Genomic DNA, 25,464 nt, shown 5'->3' on the forward strand with positions numbered 1-25,464 from the left:
ATGATCAACTCAAAAATTAGTCTATGTAGCTTGCTTGCCCTGCTGATGCATCAATTACTTTTTGCAAATCCTATCCAATTGGAATTTTCTTTCGGAAAGAAGCGGACCAAAGAAGCCATAGTTGTACATAAAGCGCTCGCATATGATCGCAGTAGCGGGTACGGTTTTGAATTCGGAACAGAAAAAGCAGTTTCCTTTGTTAAACATCGAGATGGTAACAGTTTGTATGCTCATACTCCTTTCTATTTCTCCATTCAGGTGCCCGAAGGCAACTATTTGGTAACGGTGGGATACCGAGGAACGAAAGATAGTGTCTATCATAGCACAGTGCGTTCGGAGTCGCGACGCTTACACTTGGAACAGGTGCCGATTGCTAAAGACGAGATTGTGAAAAAATCTTTCGTGGTACATATCAAGGATGCACAGATAGATAAAGGACATGCTGTGCGGTTGAAAAAACCAAGGGAGGAATCAAAGCTGGATTGGGACGACAAGCTTACACTGGAATTTCAACAGACGAATCAAATCGAATATATTCGTATCACAGCAATCGACAAAATAAAGACCGTTTTTTTAGCAGGCAATTCTACCGTTGTCAATCAGGAAGATGAGCCTTGGGCTTCTTGGGGGCAAATGATACCTCGATTTTTTGATTCGCATATTGCTATTGCCAATCATGCAGAGTCTGGATTGGCATTAAGTTCTTTTTTGTCATCAAATAGATTAGAAAAAATTCTGAGCATAGCAAAGCCGGGTGACTATCTTTTTATTGAATTTGGGCACAATGATCAAAAGGAAAAAGGCGACAAGGCAGGGGCATTCCATGGCTATACTGAACGTTTGCGTTTTTTTGTTCAACAATTCCGGGCAAAGGGGGGGATACCGGTTATCTTAACTTCGACCGCGCGGCGAGCATTTGATGAACGAGGAAATCTTCAATATACGTTGGGCGACTACCCCACTGCGGCTCGTAAGGTGGCGAAAGAACTGCAAGTACCTTTAATCGATTTGAACAGCATGACCCGGATATTTTATCAAACGCTTGGTGTTGAAAATTCGAAAAGAGCGCTAGTACATTACCCAGCTAATACCTTTCCAAATCAACCACAGCCTCTTCAGGACAATACCCATTTCAATACTTATGGGGCTTACCAAATCGCAAAGATGGTGGTACAGGGTATTCGGAATAATGAATTAGATATCGAAAAGCACATCATCGATTTTACGAACTATAATCCGGCGTATCCTGATCCCTTTGAACGATGGAATTGGCCTCCGAGTATCAAAACCAGTGAAGTGAAGCCCGACGGAAACTAACGACACGGTTTAGTCATTATATAGCCATTCGCAATGAACGGTTTGCGACTCGTACATCTACCACGGACGCGGACGTAGTCAAAACCGACTCAACCGCCATTCAAAATCGGAAGAGGGCCAGCGTCAAGAAACGGGGTCGATCGTAAAATGGGCCTTCAAGCTTTGCAGCCCGAGGAGAGCTAATCATGCGATCCAAAATGATCAACTTTCAGCGATTGAATTGAGCCGATTAGCGCTTCCTTTAGAGATCACCTGTGCTGATGACCTGTCCAGGATCACTTAGGTTTACCTAAACGAGCTCTCTAGCAACCTGACCCGAGCTGATTTGATGGCTACATGATGTCGCCGATCCAAGTCATGTGCTTCTATCTTCTTCTTACGGTTTTTTGGGGCACAGTTCATTACTTTCGCAAGACGCCCGTGATGGGCTACTTTTTTACCTCATGGACAATAGATAGAAAATAGTAAACGCTTTTAGCAACTCTTAGAAAGACGGTTTGCCTATTGTATAACGAAATCGTATAATATGTTAACGTGTTTTTTATAAGATATTGGCAGGATACCACAGGTTGCCACAACCCACACATCGTAATATATTTGAAACATACGATACAATTACGAACCGAAAAATTAAAATTAGAAAAAAGAAGTAGAACGATTAACCAAAAGACTGGAATCATTTTTTATCGGCTAGGACTAGACGTGTGAGATGTTATCATCATCTTTTACGGAACAATTACCTATTAAGCAGTGTGGGATCCGTGGATCTTCTGGGATGGTTATGTCTTTTTTTACTGACCAAAGCTTTACGAATAGAAGAGTAAAATTTATATAAACCTATTAAAAAGAATATATGCGTATTTACAAATCAACCTTTTATTGGGTGTTGTTTATCGTCTTGTGCGCAAGTTGTCGGAAAGATGCGTTCGACGCGTATTACGGCCGCCCCGAGTGGTTGGCGAGCCCGATCTATCAACAGTTGGATTCCATGGGAGACTTCAAGAGCTTTTTATATTGCGTGGAGTTGTCGGGTTATAAAAATACATTAGGATCTGCCGGATCATGGACTGTCTTTGCCCCCACCGATGAAGCTTTTCAAAAATTCCTGACAGAAAACAAAATAGGTCGTCTGGACGATATCGATAAAAAATTGGCGGAAAAGATCGTTCGATCAGCGATGGTATATGACGGGGAGCGTATCGAAAAACTTAACGACTATTTTTCGGCTCAAGGATGGGTAACTGGCGCTGCATTTAGACGAAGGACTGTCTATTACGATTTCGTGGAAGACGAGCCGTTAGCTAACGAAAAAATAAGAAAGATTGTCTCTACCAACCGTACGGCTGGCATTCCTTATGTTACTACAGATAACAATAATAAACATGTTCCGTATTTCTTCAATAGCTACATGCAACTGCGGGGGTTGGGATCGAGCGATTACACAACATTCTATCCAAATTCGGTCTATACAGGCTTAAATGTTGGTAGGGCGACCATCGATCCTGCTCGAAGCAATATCCTCGCCGAGAATGGGTATATTCATGTCGTCGATCAGGTTTTATTGCCAGAGCCCAGCATCACCCAATATTTACAAACAGAGCATAACTATGCCCGTTTCCGGGAAATTCTTGATCTTTTTGCTACATATACCTACAATGCCGATATAACCCGGAAAAATGAGGTGTTGACCGGAAAAAGGGATAGTGTGTTTGTCAAAGGGTATACGGGTATCGCATTAGCACTGAACAACGAAAATTTTGCCAAAGAAGACCCAAATGATGCACAAATAAATAATTTTTCTGTGACCATTCCAACCAATGAAGCGGTACAGGATTATGCAAAAAGAGTACTCTTAAAATATTATCCTGCTGGAACTACGATTCGGGATCTCTTTTACAGCAACAGTTCGGTTCTTGTCGAATATGTCAATGCACATTTATACAGTACACAGCTTTGGCCTTCGCGATTTAATACGGAAACGAATGTTGCCGGTGAAAGTCCGAAGATATCGACGGCTAATATTGTTGAAGCGAAACTGTTAAGTAATGGGGCATTTTATGGTGTAAACGCATCACAGCACGCGAATGTTTTTCGCTCTGTATACGGCAATGTGCTACTGGATCCCAAATACAGTTTGATGCGTATCGCGCTGGAGCGAATTGGCATGCATTTAACATTAAAGATCCCTACGATCCGCTATCTATTGGTTATGGTATCCGACGAAAAGCTGCAAGAAATGGGATTTGATTATGATTCATACAATACGACAGATCCGATCCGTTTTAACGGCGGTAATGGTAGTCCAGAAATTCGGGAGATATTAAATACTCATATCATTCCGCTGAATGCAGATCCAATCCCTACCTTGAGCGGAACTGGATTGTTAGAAAGTTATGCAGGCGAATACATAAAATTTGATCATATGCGTATGTCTTCCAGTGGTACACTGGATGGTGACGTATCGCGGCAGCAATTGGTCATCGATTCAATTAGCGTGGGAACTAATCTTTCAGGCCCGTTGAATGGATTTGTCGTTTATCTCGATGGAGCTTTGACTTCGTCGAATACCAATATTGCAAACTTTTTGAAAAATCTGGGGGCTGATCAGGCAAGCTCTCCGTACCATAAATTCTATAGTTACTTAATCCGAACGGATTTGTATTCATCTTCGGATGGAATCATTAAAGGGATTGAACTTGGTCTGAATTACACGATGTTGATTCCGACGAATGATGCAATGGATCAAGCAGTAGCCAACGGCGATCTGCCGGCCTCCGATAACCCTGGCGGCCAGGTAGAAAAAGATATAGTTAAGCGTTTTATCCAATACCATATCCTGCGTAATTCCTTTGCCATTGACGGAAAGAAGACTGGATCCTTTGAATCACTCTGTAAAGATATTGACGGAGCCGCGCAAAGCGTTCAGGTTGTGATTAATCAAACAAACAAATTACAGGTGCGGGACAACATGGGGAGGACGGTTGATGCAGATATAACACAAAGTAACCAGTTAGGCCAACGCGTGTTGATTCATTCCATGAAGGGCTATCTACAACATGGTATTTAACGACACCATTATGATCATGAAAAATATGAAATTGATAAGATTGTTTTTGTTGAGCTTTCTATTGGCTCTTTCCTCTGGTGCGGCAATGGCTCAGGCTCAAGGTGAGCTGCTGACCGGAAGAGTGATCGATAGTCGAGATAAACAGCCGATCATTGGAGCCACAGTGGTTTTAAAGGACAGTGAAAATCGGACGATCGTGGGAACGACAACCGATGTGGAAGGAAATTATAGCCTACGGGGCGACCTAAAAGGATTGCGGTTGATGGTGACTAGCACCGGTTATAAGACTTCGCCCGCGATTGCAGTAGGACAACGGAGGACCATCCATGTGCAACTCGAATCGACATCAAACCTTGTCGAAGAGGTGGTTGTCAGTGCGAGCAAACCTGTGGATGACGGAACGGGAATGGGGCTGTCCAAGGTGCGTTCGACCGCTGCTATTTCCTCGATTAACATGGCTGAACTGGAGGACTTGCAATCTGCATCTATCGATCAGGCTTTGCAAGGCCGTTTAGCGGGGGTAGACATCAGCTCCATTTCGGGAGACCCCGGAGCGGGAATGCAAATTCGTATCCGTGGTACGTCGTCCCTTAACGGAGCGACCGACCCATTGATTGTGGTGGATGATATGCCGTACGAGATCACTATTCCCGACGACTTTAATTTCGCAACATCCGACGACAATGCCTATGGACAGTTACTGAATATTGCTCCATCCGATATCCAAGAGATTTCCGTTTTAAAAGATGGTGCTGCGACAGCGTTATGGGGTGCTAGAGGAGCTAATGGCGTTCTGGTGATTAAAACTAAAAGGGGAGCTGTGGGGCCTCCATCCATAGGCTACACGTTCAAAGGATCTATCTCTAAACAGCCTAGTCCAATCCCTTTGCTGAATGGGGATCAATACACCACATTGTTGTCAGAGTCGTTTTACAATGCCGGCCGAATTTTCTCAACAACCGAAAATGCACAGCAGTTCCAGTATGATCCAAATAATACCTACATCTATCATAATTACAGTCAAAATAGTAATTGGGTCGATGCGATCACACAATTGGGGTATTTTCAGGATCACAATATGCAAATCCGCGGAGGAGGGGAAAAGGCACGGTATCTAGCCTCCATCGGATATTTTAATCAAGAAGGAACGACCAAGGGAACGAGTTCAGACAGGCTATCCGCACGGGTAAACTTAGATTATATTGTCTCGGAACGCATCAGTTTCCAATCAGACGTTTCTTATTCCCACGTCGACGTGGACAACTCTTATTTAAGGACCATACGCGATATCGCTTACCGGAAAATGCCCAACCAATCGATTTGGGAATTTGACGAATATGGAAATCCAACAGGAAATTTGTTTTCTCCGATTTCCAGCGCACAAGGGACTTACCCGGGCACCTTCAATCCGTTGGCGATGGCTACAAATGCGATCAACAAAGAGTGGGGAGATGCATTGAATTCCCGGTTCGCAATCGACTATAAATTGATACCAAATGTCTTAAAGTTTTCCAGCAATCTTACGCTGAATATCAAGAACAACAAAAACAAGAACTTTCTGCCGCAGTTAGCGACCGGTAGGCCTTTCACGGAGACTTCTGTCAATCGTGCCTCTGATTCCGATCTGGATGATTATTCCATGAATACCAAGACAAGTTTGTTGTTTACACCACAATTGGGAAATGATCATCTCTTTACTGGAAATCTGTCCTTTCTGACCACAGATGGACGTTATACTATTCAAGGTTTATCCTCCACCAATACGGCCTCTTCTTATCTACAGGATCCAAGTATCCCTTCACGGACATTAACAGGAAATGCGCTATCCACAACTATACAATCCAGAACGATAGGCGCATTGTTTCAAGGAAATTATATGTTCAAATCGCGCTACACCTTAGCCGGTAGCGTACGTATGGATGGGAACTCCCGGTTTGGTCCAGCAAATCGGTACGGCGTATTTTATTCCATGTCAGGAGCATGGCGCATTGGGCAGGAAGCATTTTTAAAAGACATCGAAGAGATTAACGACATAAAAATCCGTGCCAGTTGGGGACAGAGTGGTGGAGCGCCCCGTACAGAGTATTCTTATATAAACATATACAATACGTACGAATACGCCTATTTAGGTGAAAATGGGGTGGCTTCGTCAAATATTGAACTGGCGAATTTGAAATGGGAGACTAAAAATCAATTAAACCTAGGCTTGGATGTCGAATTATTTGACCATCGACTGGTGTTCGCAGGTGAAATCTATAAAAATAGAACCAATGATATGTTGATGAACGGCATCCAGATCGCTAATTACAATGGTTTTAGCGCGCTGACGATGAATGTAGGGACGATGGATAATGACGGATGGGAAGCAAGTGTGAACTATGTGGCCCTGCGAAACAAGAAGTGGGATCTCTCGTTTAATTTTAATATTGCACATAATCGGAACGTGATACGTGAGATCTCTCCACTTTATCCAAGGGAAAATGCGCGGGCGTCGCTCCGGAACGGTGCATTTTTCACGTATTTGCAAGAAGACAACCCTTTTGGATCTTTCTATGGGTTCCGTTATAAGGGCGTGTATCAAGATCAAGAGGCCACGATCGCGAAAGATGCACAAGGAAATGCCATTATCGGACCGGATGGCGAAAGCATCCGGATGCGATTCAACTACCCGGCGGTCGACTACGTATTTCAGGCGGGAGACGCTATGTACGAAGATATAAATTTCGACGGTGTTATCGATCATAAAGACATCGTGTATTTAGGTAATAGCAACCCGAAGCTCACTGGAGGATTTGGTATCAATATCGGTTTTATGAAGCGCATAAAGTTGAGCGCTTTCTTTAACTATCGATACGGTACTGATATGATTAACGGCACCAAGATGAATACCACCAATATGTTGGGGTATAACAACCAAAGTACTGCGGTGTTACGGAGATGGCGGCAGGAGGGAGACGTAACCGATATTCCGAGAGCATTGTATGGATCGGGTTACAATTCGCTTGGATCAAGCCGGTACGTGGAAGATGCATCTTTCCTACGATTGAATGCGCTTACGTTACGCTATGATTTTGCGAAGGAGGCTTTAAGCCGGTTCAATATAAAAGGACTTGGCGGATACATTACCGTACAAAATTTGCTGACATTCACGCGGTACACAGGACAGGATCCTGACGTACAAATTCGTTATCGGGACGCTTTCTCAACCTTGATTGATTACTCCATGACACCCCCATTGAAAACCATTACGTTGGGATTATCCGCTCAATTTTAATTGTTGATAGAATGAAAAAGACGCTCATTATACTAAAACTTGTGATACTTACTGTGTCGATAAGCTCGTGCAGCAAGTGGCTAGATCTTCAACCACAGGATGGGATCACGAAAAATGAATTCTGGAAAACGAAAGAAGACGTACGCGCTGCGTTGTTTGGGATCTATTCCTCTTTAAATTCAGGAGGCGTGGAGGAACGTATTTTCCTTTGGGGGGAGTTGCGGGCAGACATGGTTGGTGTCACCTCGTACGCTATTGATGATTATCGGTTGGTAAAGAATTACAATACGCTGAGTACGAATCAGCTAGCTGATTGGTCAGCCATGTATACGGCGATCAATAACTGTAATCTGCTCATAGACTTTGCGCCCGAAGCGAAGGCCGCGGACCCTACTTTTACGGATTCAGAATATAATAGCTACGTAGGTGAAGCATTGGCCGTCAGAAGTCTGCTGTACTTTTACTTGGTCAGAACATTCCGCGATATTCCGCTAAAACTAAAAGGTTCCTATAAGGATACCGATGTGGAATCTGTCGGTCAAGCTAATGCAGCCCAGGTTTTGGAGCAGCTCATCAATGACTTAAAACGTGCGCAAGAAATGGTGCCGGATTATCATGTGCCGCCGAGTGGAGCTAATCTTGTCATCAATGCCAGCAATACAGGGCGGATAACAAAGCCTGCTGTGACGACTTTATTGGCCGACGTGTATTTATGGAACGAAGAATACGATAAAGCGGAAGCTGAAGCTAATAAAGTGCTGGTTTCGAATCGCTATCGTCTTTTGGGAGAAGCGAGCCGTGCTATATTCGACGGAGGGACGGCAGAAACCATTTTCGAAATCAGTCATAAAGAGTCTATTGAAAATCCAATGTATCCACTTGTTGTCGACCCACGAAGAAGATACGTCGCCGCAGTAGAGATCGTCAACTCTGATGTATTTCCTCCAAATACCGAGACCGACCTCGATCTTACGGACAGCCGAGGAGAGGGCATATTATATACGTCGAGTGGCGCCATTGTTAAACATGGTACCGAAACGCCAGATTATTTTAATTTCCAGATCTATCGTATTTCTGACGCGATGCTCATTCAAGCCGAAGCAATTGCAGAACAAGGTCGTGGAGCGGAGGCGTTGCAAATCTTAAATACGTTGCGCAGTGCGCGTGGAGCCTTAAAATCTACAGAGCGTGCCGTTAGCGAAACAGATACCGACGGTATTGTACGCTATATCATAGAAGAGAAAGCAAGGGAGCTTTCGTTTGAAGGCAAACGTTGGTTTGATTTATTGCGGTTAGCAAAAAAAGATAATTACGCGAATTTGGATGTCATCCTGGAAATCGTGTCGAAAGTAGTTGATGCGTCGGTACAACAATCGGCAATAGCAAAAGCGCGCGATGTGGATAGTCACTATCTCCCGATCTTGGAAGATGAGCTTTTTAAAGACGGGCAGCTGCAACAAAATCCATTTTACCTAAAGTAGTATAGTATGAAACGTAACTTGAAAAAACAGTGGAAAATTGGGGTAACTTTTCTCCTTTCATTATGTGTATTGTGGGCTTGTCAAAAGGAGATGTTCCGGGAAACAACCACCGATGAGGTGAATATTACCGGATATCTTGATCTACATCCCGACACCTATTCCCTACTTTCAGAGATATTAGTGCGATCAAAAACCGCCGGATATTTAGGAGCCTATGGTACGTACACGCTCTTTGCTCCAGATAATAATGCTATTCAAGCATGGATCAAATCGAAAGGCAAAAATACCATTGCCGATTTCTCGGACGATGAGTTGTTGAATTTGGTAAAATACCACGTGATCCGGGATACGGTTGGTTCAACGCGTTTTACGGACGGTAAGATCAAGACACCTACACTTTTCGGAGAGTTTCTATATACAGATGTGTCTAGCCAATCCTTCCGCATCAATCGTTCTGCACACATCACGCGAATGAATGTGCTTTGTGGGAATGGCTTGGTGCACGGCATTGACCAAGTATTGACACCCCCTACACAGAGTTTGGCGGAAGTCATAGAAAACGATAACAGGTATTCGATTTTTAGTCAAGCATTGAAAGAAACTGGGTTTTACGATACATTATATTTTGAGCGCGGAATGGAGGTTCCTGTGGAGAAACGGTTCCAAACGGTCATCGTCGAGTCGGATTCTGTTTTAAAGACACAGGGTATCCAAAGCTTTGCCGATTTAAAAGCGGAATATTCCCATACGGGAGATCCAAAAAATCCGAAAGACAGTTTGTGGTTATACATGGCTTATCATATCAGTAATGACGGGAAGTTTCTGGAGGATATCGTGGCAATGTCAACTATTTATACGTTGGCGCCTAAAGAAATAATCAGCACCAAACGCGATGGTATACGCATCCTGCTTAATGAAGATGAGTTTAACGGGGTCTTTGAACCGGGAGCTGAGCTTAATCGTAACAAAAGCGATGTGATGGCCTCGAATGGTGTGCTGCATGAGAGCCTCCAAAGCTTCAAGATCAAAGTTCGGAAACAGGTTCCGGTATATTTCGATGCGGCGACGTCGCCAGAACTAAAGGTGGCGCTGGGCGGGGCATTTGGTGTGAATGGGACCAAGGCTTTGGTGTCTAATGGACAGCCGATAGCCAATTCGTTGGGCTTTGAAAAGCTTGATGTGCTAACCATCGAATCAAATGCTTACGACTATTGGGGAACGCTGGAAACGAAGCGTCCGCGTGCCAATGGAGACATCCTGAACTTATCTGTTTGTTCAAACAACGCAAATCGTGTCAAATATGTCGAACTCAAAACACCGTATTTGGTGAAAGGGCGCTACAAAGTATGGGTATGTTTCTTGCAGAACGGCAATGCTCCGGAGGTTCAGGCCATATTTAACCCGGGGAAAGAAGATGAACAAGTGTTGCCGAATATTATCTTTTTCAATCAGACACTATCCGCTTCGGGTGTTTCAGATATGGGCAACGCAAACGCAGATAACTTGATGCTGGCGCAAGGTTATAAACGCTACATGGCTACGTCTGGAGATTATAATGCAAATGGAGTTGCGGGAGGTATTAAACCTAAGACGGGTAATGATGCTGGTCTAAACGTGGGGCGGCTCGCTGGGACGATCGAAGTAGAAACAACAGATCGTCATACCATTCGATTTCTGGCCGTGGGCGGAAAGTGTTCGAGCAATTCGATGTGGTTAGATATGATTCAGTTTATCCCAGCGGACGATTTGGAGCAAATTTATCCGCGGTTTCACCAGATTCCTGGTGAATTGTTCTACAGACCTCAATAATTCGGTGAACATGATGAAAACAAAAACAATACAATATTTTATTTGGCTGTGTTTAGCGTGTGCCTTGGTTTCCTGTAAAGATAAATGGGCCGATCACCTGGGGGATGGAGATGCCTTCGACCAGAAAACACTTTACGACGTAGTGACATCTGATGCAAATTTCTCAGCCTTTACAGAGTTGCTCGAGCAGTCGGGCTATGCCGAAGCGTTGAAGGCTTCAAAAAATTATACCTTAATTATCCCGAATAATGCGGCCATAGCAACTGCCAAAATGCAATATGACTTTGCAGATAGCGCAGTTGTGCGGAGTTTCGTAGGATATCACTTGATCAATTCGATTTACAATGTCCATGAAGGTACCGATACCGTGCGGGCATTAAATTTCAGAAACAAATATGTCGAGTTTACTCGGGGCGAATTGGATGGAATTGTGCCGATCTCGCAGAATCTTATTGCCAGCAACGGTTTGTATCACGTCGTTAATCAGGCGTTGGAACCCTTGCAGAATATTTTCACATTAGTAAATAGCCAGTTTTCGGAGACAGCACAAGTCGAGGCGATCAATTCCTTTGATACGCTCTACACGGAAGACGATTTGATCTATTTTAAATCCAGCCCAGTTTGGATCGCAGAGGTGCGTCGGAATATGACAATGGAGAATAAGAAGTTTACCTATTTTGTGGTCGACGATGAAAATTTCGACAGTGAATATGCCAAACTGCAGCCTTTTTTTGCAACACCTTATGAGGAAGGCAACACACATAGACCGGACAGTACTACCACTTTTTTCACCAAGAAAGCCTTGTTGCGTGATTTTATTGTGGAGGGCGCATTAGATGAATCCGATTTGATCGGTGAATTACAGTCTATTTCCGGCACAAGGTTTCATCTGGATCCTGCCAATATAATCTCCAGTCATAAAGCTAGTAACGGGATTGTTTATCGGGTCAAGCGGATCGAATACGCGTTGGCTGACCAAATTAAGGAAATCAAAGTTGTGGGAACGCAACCCATAGGCTATAAACAGAATGACAAACGTGGCAACATCTTTTTTCGGGATAAGCGTGACGTAAACGGTTTGCCGTATACGGATATCCAAATATACGATCATAAAGTAACAGCATTTTATGCGAAATATAGGGTTGCTGGGATGAATGTTGTGAAATACAAAGTCTACGGCCGGGCTATTATGGGATTAGCAGGCGATCCACAAACTGCGACGTTCACGCAATATGTGCATTTCTTTGATCGTACGCTAACTTCCGTTAACGAACCGGATTTGTACAAGAAACCGGTTATTAACAGCGAGGGAAATAACGACACGCGTATGGCCTACGAAGTCCAGCCCTTAAACCATGAAGAGGTATATCTTGGTGAAATTACGCAAGATCAATTTGGTAATCAACTCTTACTGGTGATGTCTAACGGCACCGGCCCTATTATTTTGGAATATCTTCGTTTTGTTCCGATCGTTCAATAAGCACTGCACATAACCATGAATAATAAAAGAATAAGTATAAAATTAGGCACGTTGTTTTTGTTAGCCATGTTGAGTGGTGGTGATGCACTTGCGCAGCAACGAGATGCAGCGGCTGAGACAAGAAAAGGACTAGTGCAAGGTAACTCGCCAGTACGCGGTATCGTTGTAGATAGCCGAACGGGGCAAGCGGTGGCAGGAGCACGTGTCACGTTTGGTACGGCGGTGGCCAAGCTAACAGATGCACAAGGGCGCTTCGCACTCGATATTCCTGCGCAACATGCGGTGGTGGAGGTGTCTATGGATGGGTATATTCCAAAGGTCGTTCCCGTGCTGGCGAACGAAGATATGGAAGTGGTTTTATACCCATCCGGCTTTCAGTCTTTTTATAAGACTACGCATACAGTCTTTGGAGATAACGGTGTTTTAAAAACAACAGGCGCACAGGGAACGCTAGAATTAGACGCTTGGGAGCAGAATTCAGAAACCGTAAACAGCTACCTGCAAGGCAAGCTGGCAGGCGTACACGTTGTGCGTAAATCCGGAACACCCTCCATTGGTGCCAATATGTTCGTCCGAAACAGCCATTCACTCTACACGAATAACCAGCCACTTTATATCGTAGACGGTGTCGTATACAATGTAGAAATGTTGAGTGCCTCCATTACCTCGGGACATGAAAATAACCCATTACAGCATATTGATTTGCGTGATATCCAAGATGTCACTGTGTTGAAAGATGCTGTTTCGACAGCTATTTACGGTGCTCGGGCGGCAAATGGCGTAGTGATTATCAATACAAACCATGCCAAAGAGTTGGCGACAAAGATTGATTTGCAAGCTACAACAGGATATAATTTTGCGCCGAAGACAATTCCCGTAATGAATGCTTATGCGTACCGCAGTTACTTGAATGATGTCCTCGCGACATCGTCGTATACGGGAGAAGAGATCGCTGCAATGCCTTTTAATAATGACAATCAAAATTTTCAGGATTATGCTAAATATCACAATGAAACGAGCTGGCAACAAGAAGTATTGAAAAGTTCGGTAGATCAAAACTACTTTTTACGGGTGACAGGTGGGGATGATATCGCAAAATACGCGCTATCGGTGGGTTACAATAATGAAAAGGGCGTTGTAGATAATACGAAACAAGATCGCTACACCGCACGATTTAATGGGGATATGCGTTTAGGTTCAAAACTGACGGCGCAAACCAATATATCCGTGGGTTATGGTCAACAAGGACTAAAAGACCAAGGCCTGTCGCCAAAAACCAATCCGTTGTTTTTGTCGTTAATTAAGGCTCCATTTCTACATCCCAATGAGGTCTCTCAGGACGGTAAGATATCACCTAATTACGCCGAAGCAGATTATTTTGGCTACTCGAATCCTCTACAACTTATCCATAACGGGATTAACAATAAGAAAGCGTATAGGTTTTTAGGTTCGCTCGTTTTTGACTATACCTTCGACGACCGTTTTAAAATGACGAATCTAACTGCCGTAACGTACGATAAGGCGCAGGAAGATTTCTTTGTTCCGAAGAAAGGAGTAGCCAAGGATACGGTAAACAATATGGAAGTTTATAGCCGGTTAGGTGCTCAAGTAGCACGATACTACGCGATTTCCAACGACCTCCGTATTCAATATACTCAACAGTTGGGAGAAGGGCATCTACAGGCAGTTGCTGGAGTGCGTTACCACAAACACGATGCGGAACAGGATTACGCATTGGGATACAATTCGGCGACAGATCAATTGGTTAGTATCGGGAATTCGACGGCGTCGTCTCGTGTCTATGGTGGACACATTGGTAAATGGGCAAACCTCACAAGCTATGCGTTGGGCAATTTTACCTGGCAGAATAAATATATTGTTCATGCCTCGGTTTCAGTCGATGGATCTTCTCGATTCGGCGATCGCGTAAGGCAAGGTTTGAAGCTTGGGGGGAAAGCGTATGGCGTATTCCCGGCGATCGGTGGTGCTTGGGTACTTTCCAACGAAGAGTTTTTAAAAGGAAGTACATCAATAAACTTAGCAAAGTTACGTGCCAGTTATGGTGTTGTCGGCAATGATGATGTGGGTAATTACGATGCTCGGCAAACCTATATATCCCAGAATTTCTTAGGTGTGCAAGGCTTGATACGAAATGGCGTTGCCAACCCGTTTTTGCAATGGGAACGCGTTGAAAAAATCAATGCAGGGTTCGATCTTTCTTTGTTTCACGAGCGGTTGAATCTAAGCGTTGACGTGTATCAACACACCACCAAAGATATGCTTGCGTACAATAGGGGGAATACCGTTTCCGGAATAAATTACTACCTCTACAACAATGGTTCGTTACGTAGTCGTGGGGTGGATGTAAGTCTCTTCGGACGTTTGGTGGATACGCGCGTGAAATGGGATGCCAGTTTAAGTTTGGGACACGTTAAAAGTGAGGTGCTGAGCCTGCCTGAAACAGCCTTTGCCAACTACGCCGGGGCGACCTATATAACCCAAATGGGGGGCGTGCCTAATGCATTTTATGGGTATAAATTTGAAGGAGTGTTTACCACCTCGGAAGCAGCAGCCACAGCAGATCTTGGTATACATGATGTTGCTGGAAATAAGATTCCTTTTACCGCAGGCGATGTAAGGTTCGCGGACAAAAATGGAGACAAGATCATTGACGATCACGATCGATACGTGATTGGAAACCCAAATCCTGATTTGTTTGGAGGCTTTAATAATACCATCACTTACAAAAATTGGCGTTTCGGGACATTGTTTACCTTTTCGTTAGGAAACGATATCTATAATTACACCCGGGCGCAATTGGAGTCTGGAAGTTCTTTCTATAACCAAACAGAGCTTCTACAGAACCGTTGGCGGGCAGAAGGTCAATTAACGAATGTGCCCAAGGCTAGTTTTAACGATCCAATGGGCAACGCACGATTTTCTGACCGATGGATCGAGGACGGATCGTATCTACGTCTTCGTCAGGTCTCGGTAGAATACGGGCTGCCTGTCAATAAAAAAATTATCAAATATGTACGCTTCTACGGTACAGCGAACAACCTATTGACATTCAGCAATTATTTGGGTTACGATCCTGAATTCGCACAAACCGGGGACATATTCCATCAAGGCATTGATGTGACTTTAGAGCCACAGTTTAAATCGTTCCAATTGGGATTACGTTTGGGACTTTAAAATTATACATATGTTTAGATCATACAAACCAACTATTATATGGGCGATCTTGGCAGCCAGTGCGCTTTTTGCCACATCGTGCAAAAAGGCACTGGACTTCCTGCCCGAAGATAAATTAGATCGCTCGATGATGTACAACACCTTAGCGGATGCTGACGCTGCGGTACTAGGTATTTATGGGCAGGTCGCCGCAATGGGCGACAAGTATATCCTCATGAATGAATTACGTGCTGATTTGATGGATGTGACGGTACAGGCTGACCCCTACCTACAGCAATTGTCCAATCACGAAGTAACGGCGGACAACCCGTACGTCGACCCTGCAGCTTTTTACAAAATTATTTTTAGTTGCAACGATGCACTGAAGAATTTTCAAATCATGAACGTGCAAGGTAAATTGAGCAATGCTGAATTTAACGAACGATATTCGGATATCGCGGCTTTGCGGACTTGGCTCTATTTGCAATTAGGTATCCATTTTGGGCAGGTACCCTATGTCAAGCAGACGATAGAAACCGTTGATCAAATTGCTGGGCTAAACGATTACCCCAAAACGACTTTCGATGATCTTATTGATTCGTTGATCAAAGATACTAAAGATCTTCCCTATTTGGAAAGCTACGCCTATCCAGAAGGATCCTCATTGATATTCACTACGGATGGAGCCAGCACGCAGAAAATTTTCGTGAACAAGCCGCATATCCTTGGCGAATTATATCTGTGGAAAGGCGATTATTATCACGCAGCTTATTGGTATAAAAAGGTCTTGACAGCAGAGGATAACAATGCAAATATTGATTACCTGTTCAATTTCAACAGGATTGGCTGGTCATATTTTAATGTCGGATATACCCGAGCGCAAGAAGGCTCATCGCTAATTAATTCGCTTACGGAGGGTTGGCGCAGTATGTTTGCCCTAACCAACACAAGCCGGGAATGGAACTCCGAATGGAATTGGTCGATCCCATATGATAATGGTTTCGCTCCCGGTAATCCATTTGTTGATTTGGCTTCCAAAGCGGGGCGCTATCAAATTCGACCATCTCAGAAAATCATGGATTATTGGGATGCCCAAACAAATAATAACGGTATTCCTTGGGATGCTCGCGGGAAGATGGCCTATGAAGTGGCGGCAGATGGAAGTCCTGTCATCACAAAATTTACAGACCATACAGCGGAACCCTTGACCCTATTAAACAGAGGCGGACGTTGGAACATTTTCAGGGCGGCCGGAGCCCACCTCCGTTTCGCAGAAGCAGCCAACCGCGATGGACATGGTCGCGTAGCTTACGCCCTATTAAACCACGGCTTGATCAGGACTTTTTATTACGGCGCCTTTACGTCGGCCGGCACCATCGCCTCAACAAGTTTCTTCGAATTGGAATCGGAAATCACGCATGAAGGATTCGGACTGGACAGGAGAACATATCCGGTATCTTCGCCGTACTATTTTGATGCGCGGGATAACAACAGTATTGTCCGTGGTGTGTGGTATCGGAATTCGGGTATCCGTGGTCGTGCAGGTATGCCTTCGTTGCAGTTGGAAGGAATTGAGTACGGTCCGGGGACAGTTAACGGCTACGGTACAATTATGACGGCGTATAATGTGCCGAAAGACGTGCTGGAAGATAAGATTATCGAAGAAGCAAGCGCAGAACTGGCCTTTGAAGGAGTACGCTGGTCGGATTTGTGTCGCATTGCCCGTCGTCGAAATGATCCAGCCTTTCTAGCGGATAAGGTATATGAAAAACTTGTAAAAGCGAATAATCCTAAGGCCGCTCAAGTGCGGAGCAAATTAATGGACATGAACAACTGGTATTTGCCGTTCAAACTATAAGGATGTGGCCCTGTCCGTAGCAACCCCGCATATCGCTATGCGGGGTTTTTCAGTTCGAGGAATATGGCGGGCTCGAATATGACATGACACCCCATAACGGCTGTTTAGTGATTCCGCCGTATATTTAACATGCGGACCAACGTATGAACAATAGATTATATAAACTTATACAGATGAGAAAAATATCGATCGTATCTTTCGCCCTTTTGGCGATGTATGGGTGCCAACCTAAAACACCGGCCGAGCAAGTCGAGACAAATGATTCGAATACGCCCTTGCATTTACTGAAACCAGACTACCCAGTGATGTATGGAGAGACAACACTCGATAGCATTCGTGCTGATATCGATCGCGTATATGGCTATCTAGATCGTGTAACACCAGTAGCATTGGAGTTTCCGAATAATCATGAACCGGTTAGCGATCTAACGAAGATGGATACCAATACGATTTTTAAAAAGGGCGACTTCCGGTTGATTAGCTATGAATGGGGGGTGACCTATGGCGCGATGCTCAGAGCTTCTGAAGTAACCAAAGATCCGAAATACGCCGAATATACACGCAGGCGTCTGGAGCTTATTGCTGATGTATTGCCGCATTTCCAAAAGCTTGAAGCAGAAAACCCTGGATACCATTCTCCTGTACACTCCGTGATCCACCCGAGGGCTCTGGACGACGCGGGGGCCATGTGTGCTGCCATGATCAAAGCACAACAGTCGGGTGTGTTACAGAAAGATATTAAGCCCATCACGGACAATTACATCGACTACATCTTGACAAAAGAATTTCGTCTGAAAGATGGTACCCTTGCACGTAATAGACCACAACCCAATACATTGTGGTTGGACGACTTGTATATGAGCCTTCCGGCGTTAGTACAAAAGGGAAAATTTTCAGGCGATGCCCGTTATACGGATGAAGCGATCAAACAATTCTGGCTGTTTTGCGAGAAGATGTTTGTCACCGAAAAGGGACTTTACCGGCATGGTTGGGTAGAGGGTATGGAACCACATCCCGCTTTTCACTGGGCTAGAGCCAACGGTTGGGCTTTACTTACTAAAGTAGAACTGCTAAATGTGCTTCCCGAAGGACATCCCGCCCGTCATGCTTTAATGGAACAGTTTAAAAAACACGTAGCAGGTCTTGCTCCTTTGCAACACGGAACAGGTTTTTGGCATCAATTGCTCGATAAGAATGATTCATACTTGGAAACATCAGCAACAGCTATTTACGCATACTGTATCGCACGAGGTATCAATGCCGGCTGGCTAGATGCCCAAGCCTACGGTCCTATGGTGCTTCAAGCATGGAATGCTGTACAGACAAAAATTAATAGGGAAGGACAGGTCGAAGGAACATGCGTCGGTACTGGTATGGGGTTTGATCCAGCCTTCTATTATTACCGTCCTGTCAATAAGTTTGCCGCACATGGATACGGTCCCGTAATCATGGCCGGTGCAGAAGTGTACCAATTGATCGCTGAAAAGAAATTTGTCATCAACGATAGTTCCGTGCAATTCTGATATCGTATAAACACATTTCTACAATAAACCTCCAAAGCCTGTCTATTGGAGGCTTATTGTTCACCGCCCGCAAGGGATAAGCTAGTTCTGACAACATCGTGCTATCCATCTTGGAGTATTGTAAACGTGATGTCCCTACGTAAGGAGAATTACAGATTAAGCGAACTTTCGTAAAGTGGATTACGGATAGGTGGTCACTACCTTACTCACTTTCCAACCCGCTGTATCGTTCGTTAGTGTAATATAGTCTACGCGCGTAAAGGTTTTAAATTTCATCGTGGCTTTTGCCATACAAATGCGACCTCCTTGATCTAAGATTTCGTAGCTTGTTTGGCAATCATGCTTCACTCCTTGTTGCGCCTTTAGGAAGTCGACGTACTGTTTTTTGTAGCAACGACCACCGTTTGCTGTATTGAAATACTCAAAATCAGCTGCGAAAATATACTCATGCGTATCCATATTACCCACTGTCACGATGTCAAGGTATGAGATAATGATTTTGTCGGATATCACGTGTCTTACAGGACTGTTGTTTTCGGCTGCAAATGAGCTAAAAGAAGCGGTTAAAAATGCGGCGATAGCTAGGATTGTTAACGTCTTTTTCATGTCTTTTAGTTTGTATGTTAAGGTTGTTTATTTCGTATTTGTTAATTCAAAGGTAATACCGCTTTTAGCAGTCGGAAATAACGTTTAGACTAACCTATTGGTTTTCTCGGTAAAGCGAGTGAAGAAGTCGGTAAGCCCGATTCGTTGGTTCTTAGTTCGGGATGTCAGTCGAGAGCCGGTTGTCTACAAGCCTTCTGCGTCTTTCTAATTTTGTTCTAATATCCCGCTTAATGGACTTTAATACGGCACATCTATTTTTGCAATTAGTGACCGTTGAATAGCTCCGTTATGGCAAAAACTAGAATGCTGATTGCAAGCGCTTTGTTTGTGTTACCCTATATACTTCATGGACAGGTTTCGCCCAGTGATACCGTGAAATCTTTTCGTATGGAAGAGGTCGAGATAACTTCAAAGTATTATAAACGCTATAATCCCAAACAATTATCGGAAGGATTACGCTTGGAAGCACTGCTCCTGCGTGTTCCTCAGCATATTCAGGTAATAAACAGCGAAGTTTTGAGGGATCAGGGCGTAAGCAATCTAAACGAAAGCGCCACAAGAAATGTGAGCGGAACCTTACGGGAGGAACTGCATAACGGTATTTCGCCTGATATTTATTCGAGGGGGGGATACATCAGTGCACAACGGAATGGCGTAGACATGCGTCCTTTGGGTAAAGGGCCAATTGCTGATGATGTTGCTATCGTGGAGCGCGTTGAATTTTTGAAAGGTCCAAGCGGCTTTATGCATGCAATCAGCGACCCGTCTGGGGCTTATAATGTGGTGACCAAGAAGCCTACAGGGCAGACGAGGACGAGTGTGGATATGATGACAGGAAGTTTTGGACTATGGCGTGCAGCTATTGATACCGAGGGTAAACTGGATAAAGATAATCGGGTACAATATCGCTTCAATCTGATGGGGATGCGTGGAAATGGGTTTATGAAGCATGATCGGAATAACCGCGTTTTGTTTGCCCCATCCATTACGTATCATGTTAATGAAAACGCTTCCCTCACAGCTGAATATATCTATCAGCAACTAAACTATCTACTCTTAAGCGAGGCACAGATGTCGCCATATGGTTACGGAACGCTACCTCGCGATTTCACCGTAACTGACCCAAGTATTCGTCCTTTTTCAGGAAATGATCATAATGCTTTTCTGACGTATAAACGTCGATTTAAAAAGGCTTGGCAATTGACCGGGAAGCTCGCCTATATCCACAGTGGCTACGATGGAACGCTATTTTGGGTCAACGCTGCTGATCCAGTCGATCCAGACATCTTGAACCGTAATTTAGTATTTGATTCTAATAAATACCGAGTGCTTTCGTCGCAGTTCTATCTCACAGGACGTTTTAAGACAGGCAAAATCAGCCATCATGCTATTATGGGAATTGATATCAATAGTAAATCGTCGAGAAGTTGGGATACCTGGGCAACGGCTACCACAATCTATCCGCTCTCCATATCAAATCCCAGATATGCGGAGACCATATTGAACCATGGTCAGGGAGGAGATTTTGATTCAGAAAATCTTACTGTTTCGGAAGAAAACAAAATACATAGGCAACTATCGTATGCATCTGCATACGTGATGGATGAATTGTTTTTTCTAAAGGATAAGCTACGCGTCACGTTCGGGTTAAGATTGACTGCATCTCGCGGAAAAACCAATGATTATGGAGAACGGGGCAATTCGGAAGATCTAGTGGCGACGCCGAGGCTGGGGCTGAGCTATGCCGTCGATACACATACCACATTATATGCACTCCATGATCAGAGCTATTTGCCTCAGGTAGGCCTATCGGTCAATGGAAATGCATTGAAGCCTCTTCGGGGGATTAACTATGAAATGGGAATAAAACGCGATTGGATGGATGGGGCATGGAACACCAGTGTCTCTATATATCATATCGAACGTAATCGTCTGATCACGCCAGATCCGACATCCAATCTGATTTATCAGACAGGAGAAAGCCAATCGAGAGGAATAGAATTTGATTTGAAAGGACGTTTGGCTCAGGGATTAAACGCGGTATTCAATTATGCGTACACAGACTCGAAGATTACTGCAGACGATATGATCCCCGCCCATGTTGGGATGGCCACACCCAATCGGGTGAAACACATACAGAACACATGGTTGAATTATTTATTACCCCTACAGTCGTTCAAGGGGTTTAACGTATCTGTCGGTTATCAGCTTTTGTCGGGTAGGGCAGAACGCTTTACGAGCACCGATCCGCTGACTCTAAAGGATGTCTTCCGACTGGATGCAGGGGCCGGGTGGAGCAATGAAACATATCGTGTGGGTTTGATAATAAATAATGTATTAAACGACAAGATGTACTCCACAGCATGGCGTAACGGTGGGAAAGACATGTATTATTGGGTGCAGATGGCACCGATACATGCTCGGCTATCCTTAGGTATAAATCTTTAGTAACATGAATAACAATAAAATCATTCTTTTCTTATGTACAACGTTGTGTCTTTTTACATTAAGCTGCAACCAACTAGCCACATCCGGAACAGATAGGGAAGATAAACATCAAATTATCGTAAAGGATGCCCTAGGTGAACAGGTGACATTAGGAAAAGCCGCACAACGTATCGTCTGCTTGTATGAGCCGGGCTTAGACGCCTTATATATGTTGCACGCAGACAGCAATCTGATCGGGATCTATCACGAAGTTTATACGTCTGATATTTATCCTTTTTACGCCAAGTTGGATAGCCGAATTGCTGAAAAAAAACTGCCATCAACGGGAACGAATTACGGTGCACATATAGAACATGTCATCCAGTTAGCACCCGATTTGGTGATAGCACACGCAGCGCAGGAAGAGATGGTTAGGGCACTGCGGAATGCTGGCATACAGGTGTATGCAGTTCATGCCAATGTGCAGGAAGAAGTGTTAAAGACAGTACAGGATATTTCCATCTTAACAGGAACGGAAGAGCGAGGTGCGGAGCTTATTTCGTATGTCCAACATGAAGTGGAAACAATGAAGAAACGTACACACGGTATGAAAAACCAAAAGCGGGTCTATTTTACATGGGCCTACGGCCGAGTTTTTTCTACGACGGGTACCAAGAGTATGATGCACACCTGTTTGGAGATGGCTGGTGTAACGAATGTTTGCCCATTCGAAGTCGACCAGCCCAATATCAATGCCGAAACGCTGATCAAATGGGATCCGGACATGATTGTCATGTGGAACGATAGTCCCTCTTTATTTTACGATCGTCAAGAATTTCGTCAAATCGGTGCCGTAAAGAATAAACAAATATTTAATCTTGTGCCCATGTTTTTGTACAATCCTCATACACTAAAAGCACTTTGTACTGCGAGTGCGATACACCAATGGGCCTATCCCGAAGCGCATACAAATGCCAAACAATCTGTTGAAAAAACCCTCACACGTTTATACGGAAAAGACCACGCCGAGAAAATTATTACCTTGTGGTAACAATGTTTTACAAGCCGGGCTCAGACGAAAAGTTGGTGTAATCTCCCCAATGGGCGCATTGCTAGAATATTGATATTTTTGTAAAATCTACAATGATATTAGGCACATGAGCGAGCAAGAAACTTGGAAAACCATCAATTAACCGGCATTTCTGTCTTGTGTCACAGAGAGGATTGCAAAATGTATACATACAACCCAGAACACGTGTTAGTCTATATTTATTCAGGTGAGCTGATTTGCAAAGTAGTTGACAAAAAAATAAAAATACAATCTGGCGAATGTGCATTTTATCCGTTGCGATCACCGTTTGGATATGTATAAAAAATAGTAAGGGCAACGAGTTATATAAAGATATCACGATGACCTTTAATCGTCAGGTGTTGCGTGATTTTTAGATTGGAGATAAGCAGACGATACCAAAAAAAGTACCCATTGGGGAGATAGTGTATTCCGTATAGCGCCAAAGCCGAATTTCACCAGTTTATTTCGATCGTTGACCTCATATACGATGAACAGATCAAGCCGATAGATGGGGCCACGCAACTAAAGTTACTCGAAGGCATATATGCCGTCTTGAATAATGCAGAGCACTTTACCTTATATTGTTTGATTTTGTGGATCCATAGAATATCGATATTTTGACATTTTTGAATGAAAATTATAAATATCACCTAACGATGGAGCAAATCGCGTCGTATACCGGGCGTAGTCTGGCAACCTTCAAGCGCGATTTAAAAAATGAGCAATCTGAATCCACAAAAATGGTTGATAAAGCGTTGGCTATAAGCCGCTTACGATGAATTAAAATAGGAGCGGAAGGTGCAAGACGTCTACCTTGCTGTTGGTTTCAGAAAACCAACTTACTTTTCTACAGCATTTAAAAAGCAGTATCATATGACGCCTACAGAAAAATAGGACCGTGAGCTTTAGAACAAAGTAATTTGAGCCTCATAGCAACTTAGTTATGAGTTTTTCGTTTTACATTTGTTCATCCTAAGGTGATCCGTATATGGCACATGCAACAATGGAAAAACAAAAAAAGGTAAAAACTTGTATTAAATGTATGTCGGTAGACGATGAATGAAAGCGGGTTAGCGTTGATTTATATTTTATCATTAACAATAATATCTATATATGACAACAACAGCAAAAGCGTTTGGCACATCGGGGGCCAAAGAGAATTTGAAACCATTAACCGTGGATCGTCGCGAAGTGCAAACGAACGATGTAGAAATCGATATTTTATACTGCGGAGTTTGCCATTCCGATCTCCATACGGCACGTAACGAGTGGGGAGGCACGGTCTATCCAAATGTTCCGGGACACGAAATTGTAGGGCGGATTACGAAAGTAGGAGCGGGCGTCACAAAGTTTAAGGTCGGGGAGTTAGCCGGTGTTGGCTGTATGGTCGATAGTTGCAGAACATGTGAAAGCTGTAAAGAAGGTTTGGAGCAATACTGCGAGAATGGCAACATTCAAACATATAACGGACATGACAAGCACCTCAACCAGCAAACCTTTGGAGGCTATTCAGAACGGGTCGTGGTCGATCAAGATTTTGTGTTACGTATTCCAAGCAATTTGGATTTGGCTTCGACGGCTCCCTTATTGTGTGCCGGTATTACAACCTATTCTCCCTTACGGCATTGGCATGTCGGCCCCGGCCAAAAAGTGGGTGTAGTCGGTATAGGTGGACTAGGTCATATGGCGGTGAAAATAGCGAAGGCTATGGGCGCTTACGTTGTGGTCATTACGACCTCGGCGTCCAAAGTAGACGACGCAAAACGTCTTGGCGCAGATGAGATTATTTTATCAACAGACGAGGCGCAGATGCACGCAAATGTAGGATCTCTTCATTTTATTTTAGATTGTGTATCCGCTCAACATGATATTAATGCCTATTTAAGCCTGCTCAAGAGAGATGGTTCATTGACATTGGTCGGAGCGCCGGAGTATCCGCTTCCTGTTGCTCCTTTTAGTTTGATCCCCGCCCGTAAGAGCTTTTCAGGGTCGATGATTGGAGGTATTGCTGAAACACAGGAAATGTTGGATTTTTGTGGGGAGCACAATATTGTATCGGATATTGAACTGATCCGTATGCAAGATATCAATGAAGCCTATGAACGGTTGTTGAAAGGCGATGTAAAGTATCGCTTTGTTATCGACATAGAAAGTTTGAAAAACTAATTCTTGGAAGGTAAAGCTATCGCTTCATACGTGGATACCTTATTTGGATAATGCGCCTAGCCTGTAAAGACCGGGTTCGACCAGTGTTTATTTTTTTAACAGATCCTAGCGTTATGCAATCTAGTTTTGTATGATTTTTATATTACTTTTTTAAATATTTTTTCGTGCGGTAGGAAATGCCACGTATTTGTTGTTCTTCTCTATATTGCT

General features: G+C 43.8%; 14 protein-coding genes. 13 read left to right on the forward strand and 1 reads right to left on the reverse strand.

Going from position 1 to position 25,464, the window contains the following annotated elements; genetic code table 11:
• From ACFSR5_RS09950 to ACFSR5_RS09990, 9 genes are all read left to right on the forward strand, one after another.
• Complete coding sequence (locus ACFSR5_RS09950) at nucleotides 1-1,317, forward strand: rhamnogalacturonan acetylesterase (protein ID WP_380903262.1); 1,317 nt, start codon at nucleotides 1-3, stop codon at nucleotides 1,315-1,317.
• 853 nt (nucleotides 1,318-2,170) lie between these two features.
• Nucleotides 2,171-4,384, forward strand: a complete 2,214-nt coding sequence (locus ACFSR5_RS09955) for a fasciclin domain-containing protein (RefSeq protein WP_380903264.1) — start codon at nucleotides 2,171-2,173, stop codon at nucleotides 4,382-4,384.
• A 25-nt stretch (nucleotides 4,385-4,409) separates the two neighbouring features.
• Complete coding sequence (locus tag ACFSR5_RS09960; RefSeq protein ID WP_380903266.1) at nucleotides 4,410-7,658, forward strand: SusC/RagA family TonB-linked outer membrane protein; 3,249 nt, start codon at nucleotides 4,410-4,412, stop codon at nucleotides 7,656-7,658.
• Nucleotides 7,659-7,669: 11 nt separating this feature from the next.
• Nucleotides 7,670-9,139, forward strand: a complete 1,470-nt coding sequence (locus ACFSR5_RS09965; RefSeq protein ID WP_380903268.1) for a RagB/SusD family nutrient uptake outer membrane protein — start codon at nucleotides 7,670-7,672, stop codon at nucleotides 9,137-9,139.
• A gap of 6 nt (nucleotides 9,140-9,145) precedes the next feature.
• Complete coding sequence (locus ACFSR5_RS09970) at nucleotides 9,146-10,948, forward strand: fasciclin domain-containing protein (RefSeq protein WP_380903270.1); 1,803 nt, start codon at nucleotides 9,146-9,148, stop codon at nucleotides 10,946-10,948.
• Between the two features lie 10 nt (nucleotides 10,949-10,958).
• Entirely contained in the window at nucleotides 10,959-12,428 is a 1,470-nt protein-coding gene (locus tag ACFSR5_RS09975) for a fasciclin domain-containing protein (protein WP_380903272.1), read from the forward strand.
• A gap of 15 nt (nucleotides 12,429-12,443) precedes the next feature.
• A complete protein-coding gene (locus ACFSR5_RS09980; protein ID WP_380903274.1) occupies nucleotides 12,444-15,623 on the forward strand; it encodes a SusC/RagA family TonB-linked outer membrane protein in 3,180 nt (1,059 codons plus the stop codon).
• Between the two features lie 10 nt (nucleotides 15,624-15,633).
• Nucleotides 15,634-17,460 (forward strand): RagB/SusD family nutrient uptake outer membrane protein, encoded by a 1,827-nt coding sequence (locus ACFSR5_RS09985; RefSeq protein WP_380903276.1) that lies wholly within the window; start codon nucleotides 15,634-15,636, stop codon nucleotides 17,458-17,460.
• A 173-nt stretch (nucleotides 17,461-17,633) separates the two neighbouring features.
• On the forward strand, nucleotides 17,634-18,983 hold the full coding sequence (locus ACFSR5_RS09990; RefSeq protein ID WP_380903278.1) for a glycoside hydrolase family 88/105 protein: 1,350 nt from the start codon (nucleotides 17,634-17,636) through the stop codon (nucleotides 18,981-18,983).
• 180 nt (nucleotides 18,984-19,163) lie between these two features.
• Here the strand turns inward: ACFSR5_RS09990 and ACFSR5_RS09995 are convergent, their stop codons facing one another.
• Nucleotides 19,164-19,589 carry a nuclear transport factor 2 family protein gene (locus tag ACFSR5_RS09995; protein ID WP_380903280.1) on the reverse strand — a complete coding sequence of 142 codons (426 nt, stop codon included), beginning with the start codon at nucleotides 19,587-19,589 and terminating at the stop codon, nucleotides 19,164-19,166.
• A 288-nt stretch (nucleotides 19,590-19,877) separates the two neighbouring features.
• On the opposite strand from ACFSR5_RS09995, the gene ACFSR5_RS10000 reads away from it, so the two are divergent.
• The 4 genes from ACFSR5_RS10000 (at nucleotide 19,878) to ACFSR5_RS10015 (ending at nucleotide 25,254) form a co-directional block, all read left to right on the forward strand.
• Complete coding sequence (locus tag ACFSR5_RS10000) at nucleotides 19,878-22,037, forward strand: TonB-dependent siderophore receptor (protein WP_380903282.1); 2,160 nt, start codon at nucleotides 19,878-19,880, stop codon at nucleotides 22,035-22,037.
• Nucleotides 22,038-22,041: 4 nt separating this feature from the next.
• Nucleotides 22,042-23,067, forward strand: a complete 1,026-nt coding sequence (locus tag ACFSR5_RS10005) for an ABC transporter substrate-binding protein (protein WP_380903284.1) — start codon at nucleotides 22,042-22,044, stop codon at nucleotides 23,065-23,067.
• Between the two features lie 819 nt (nucleotides 23,068-23,886).
• Nucleotides 23,887-23,982 (forward strand): hypothetical protein, encoded by a 96-nt coding sequence (locus tag ACFSR5_RS10010; protein ID WP_380903286.1) that lies wholly within the window; start codon nucleotides 23,887-23,889, stop codon nucleotides 23,980-23,982.
• A gap of 219 nt (nucleotides 23,983-24,201) precedes the next feature.
• Complete coding sequence (locus tag ACFSR5_RS10015; RefSeq protein WP_380903288.1) at nucleotides 24,202-25,254, forward strand: NAD(P)-dependent alcohol dehydrogenase; 1,053 nt, start codon at nucleotides 24,202-24,204, stop codon at nucleotides 25,252-25,254.
• Nucleotides 25,255-25,464: the final 210 nt, after the last annotated feature.

The sequence above is a fragment of the Sphingobacterium suaedae genome (genome assembly GCF_042684625.1).
Lineage (GTDB): Bacteria > Bacteroidota > Bacteroidia > Sphingobacteriales > Sphingobacteriaceae > Sphingobacterium > Sphingobacterium suaedae.

What these genes read in the sequence shown, in the direction of transcription:
- ACFSR5_RS09970 (WP_380903270.1), top strand. Translation starts at nt 9,146, where the DNA reads ATGAAACGTAACTTGAAAAAACAGTGGAAAATTGGGGTAACTTTTCTC.
- ACFSR5_RS09960 (WP_380903266.1), top strand. Translation starts at nt 4,410, where the DNA reads ATGAAATTGATAAGATTGTTTTTGTTGAGCTTTCTATTGGCTCTTTCC.
- ACFSR5_RS09965 (WP_380903268.1), top strand. Translation starts at nt 7,670, where the DNA reads ATGAAAAAGACGCTCATTATACTAAAACTTGTGATACTTACTGTGTCG.
- ACFSR5_RS09950 (WP_380903262.1), top strand. Translation starts at nt 1, where the DNA reads ATGATCAACTCAAAAATTAGTCTATGTAGCTTGCTTGCCCTGCTGATG.
- ACFSR5_RS09995 (WP_380903280.1), bottom strand. Translation starts at nt 19,589, where the DNA reads ATGAAAAAGACGTTAACAATCCTAGCTATCGCCGCATTTTTAACCGCT.
- ACFSR5_RS09985 (WP_380903276.1), top strand. Translation starts at nt 15,634, where the DNA reads ATGTTTAGATCATACAAACCAACTATTATATGGGCGATCTTGGCAGCC.
- ACFSR5_RS10015 (WP_380903288.1), top strand. Translation starts at nt 24,202, where the DNA reads ATGACAACAACAGCAAAAGCGTTTGGCACATCGGGGGCCAAAGAGAAT.
- ACFSR5_RS10005 (WP_380903284.1), top strand. Translation starts at nt 22,042, where the DNA reads ATGAATAACAATAAAATCATTCTTTTCTTATGTACAACGTTGTGTCTT.
- ACFSR5_RS09990 (WP_380903278.1), top strand. Translation starts at nt 17,634, where the DNA reads ATGAGAAAAATATCGATCGTATCTTTCGCCCTTTTGGCGATGTATGGG.
- ACFSR5_RS09955 (WP_380903264.1), top strand. Translation starts at nt 2,171, where the DNA reads ATGCGTATTTACAAATCAACCTTTTATTGGGTGTTGTTTATCGTCTTG.
- ACFSR5_RS10000 (WP_380903282.1), top strand. Translation starts at nt 19,878, where the DNA reads ATGGCAAAAACTAGAATGCTGATTGCAAGCGCTTTGTTTGTGTTACCC.
- ACFSR5_RS09975 (WP_380903272.1), top strand. Translation starts at nt 10,959, where the DNA reads ATGATGAAAACAAAAACAATACAATATTTTATTTGGCTGTGTTTAGCG.
- ACFSR5_RS09980 (WP_380903274.1), top strand. Translation starts at nt 12,444, where the DNA reads ATGAATAATAAAAGAATAAGTATAAAATTAGGCACGTTGTTTTTGTTA.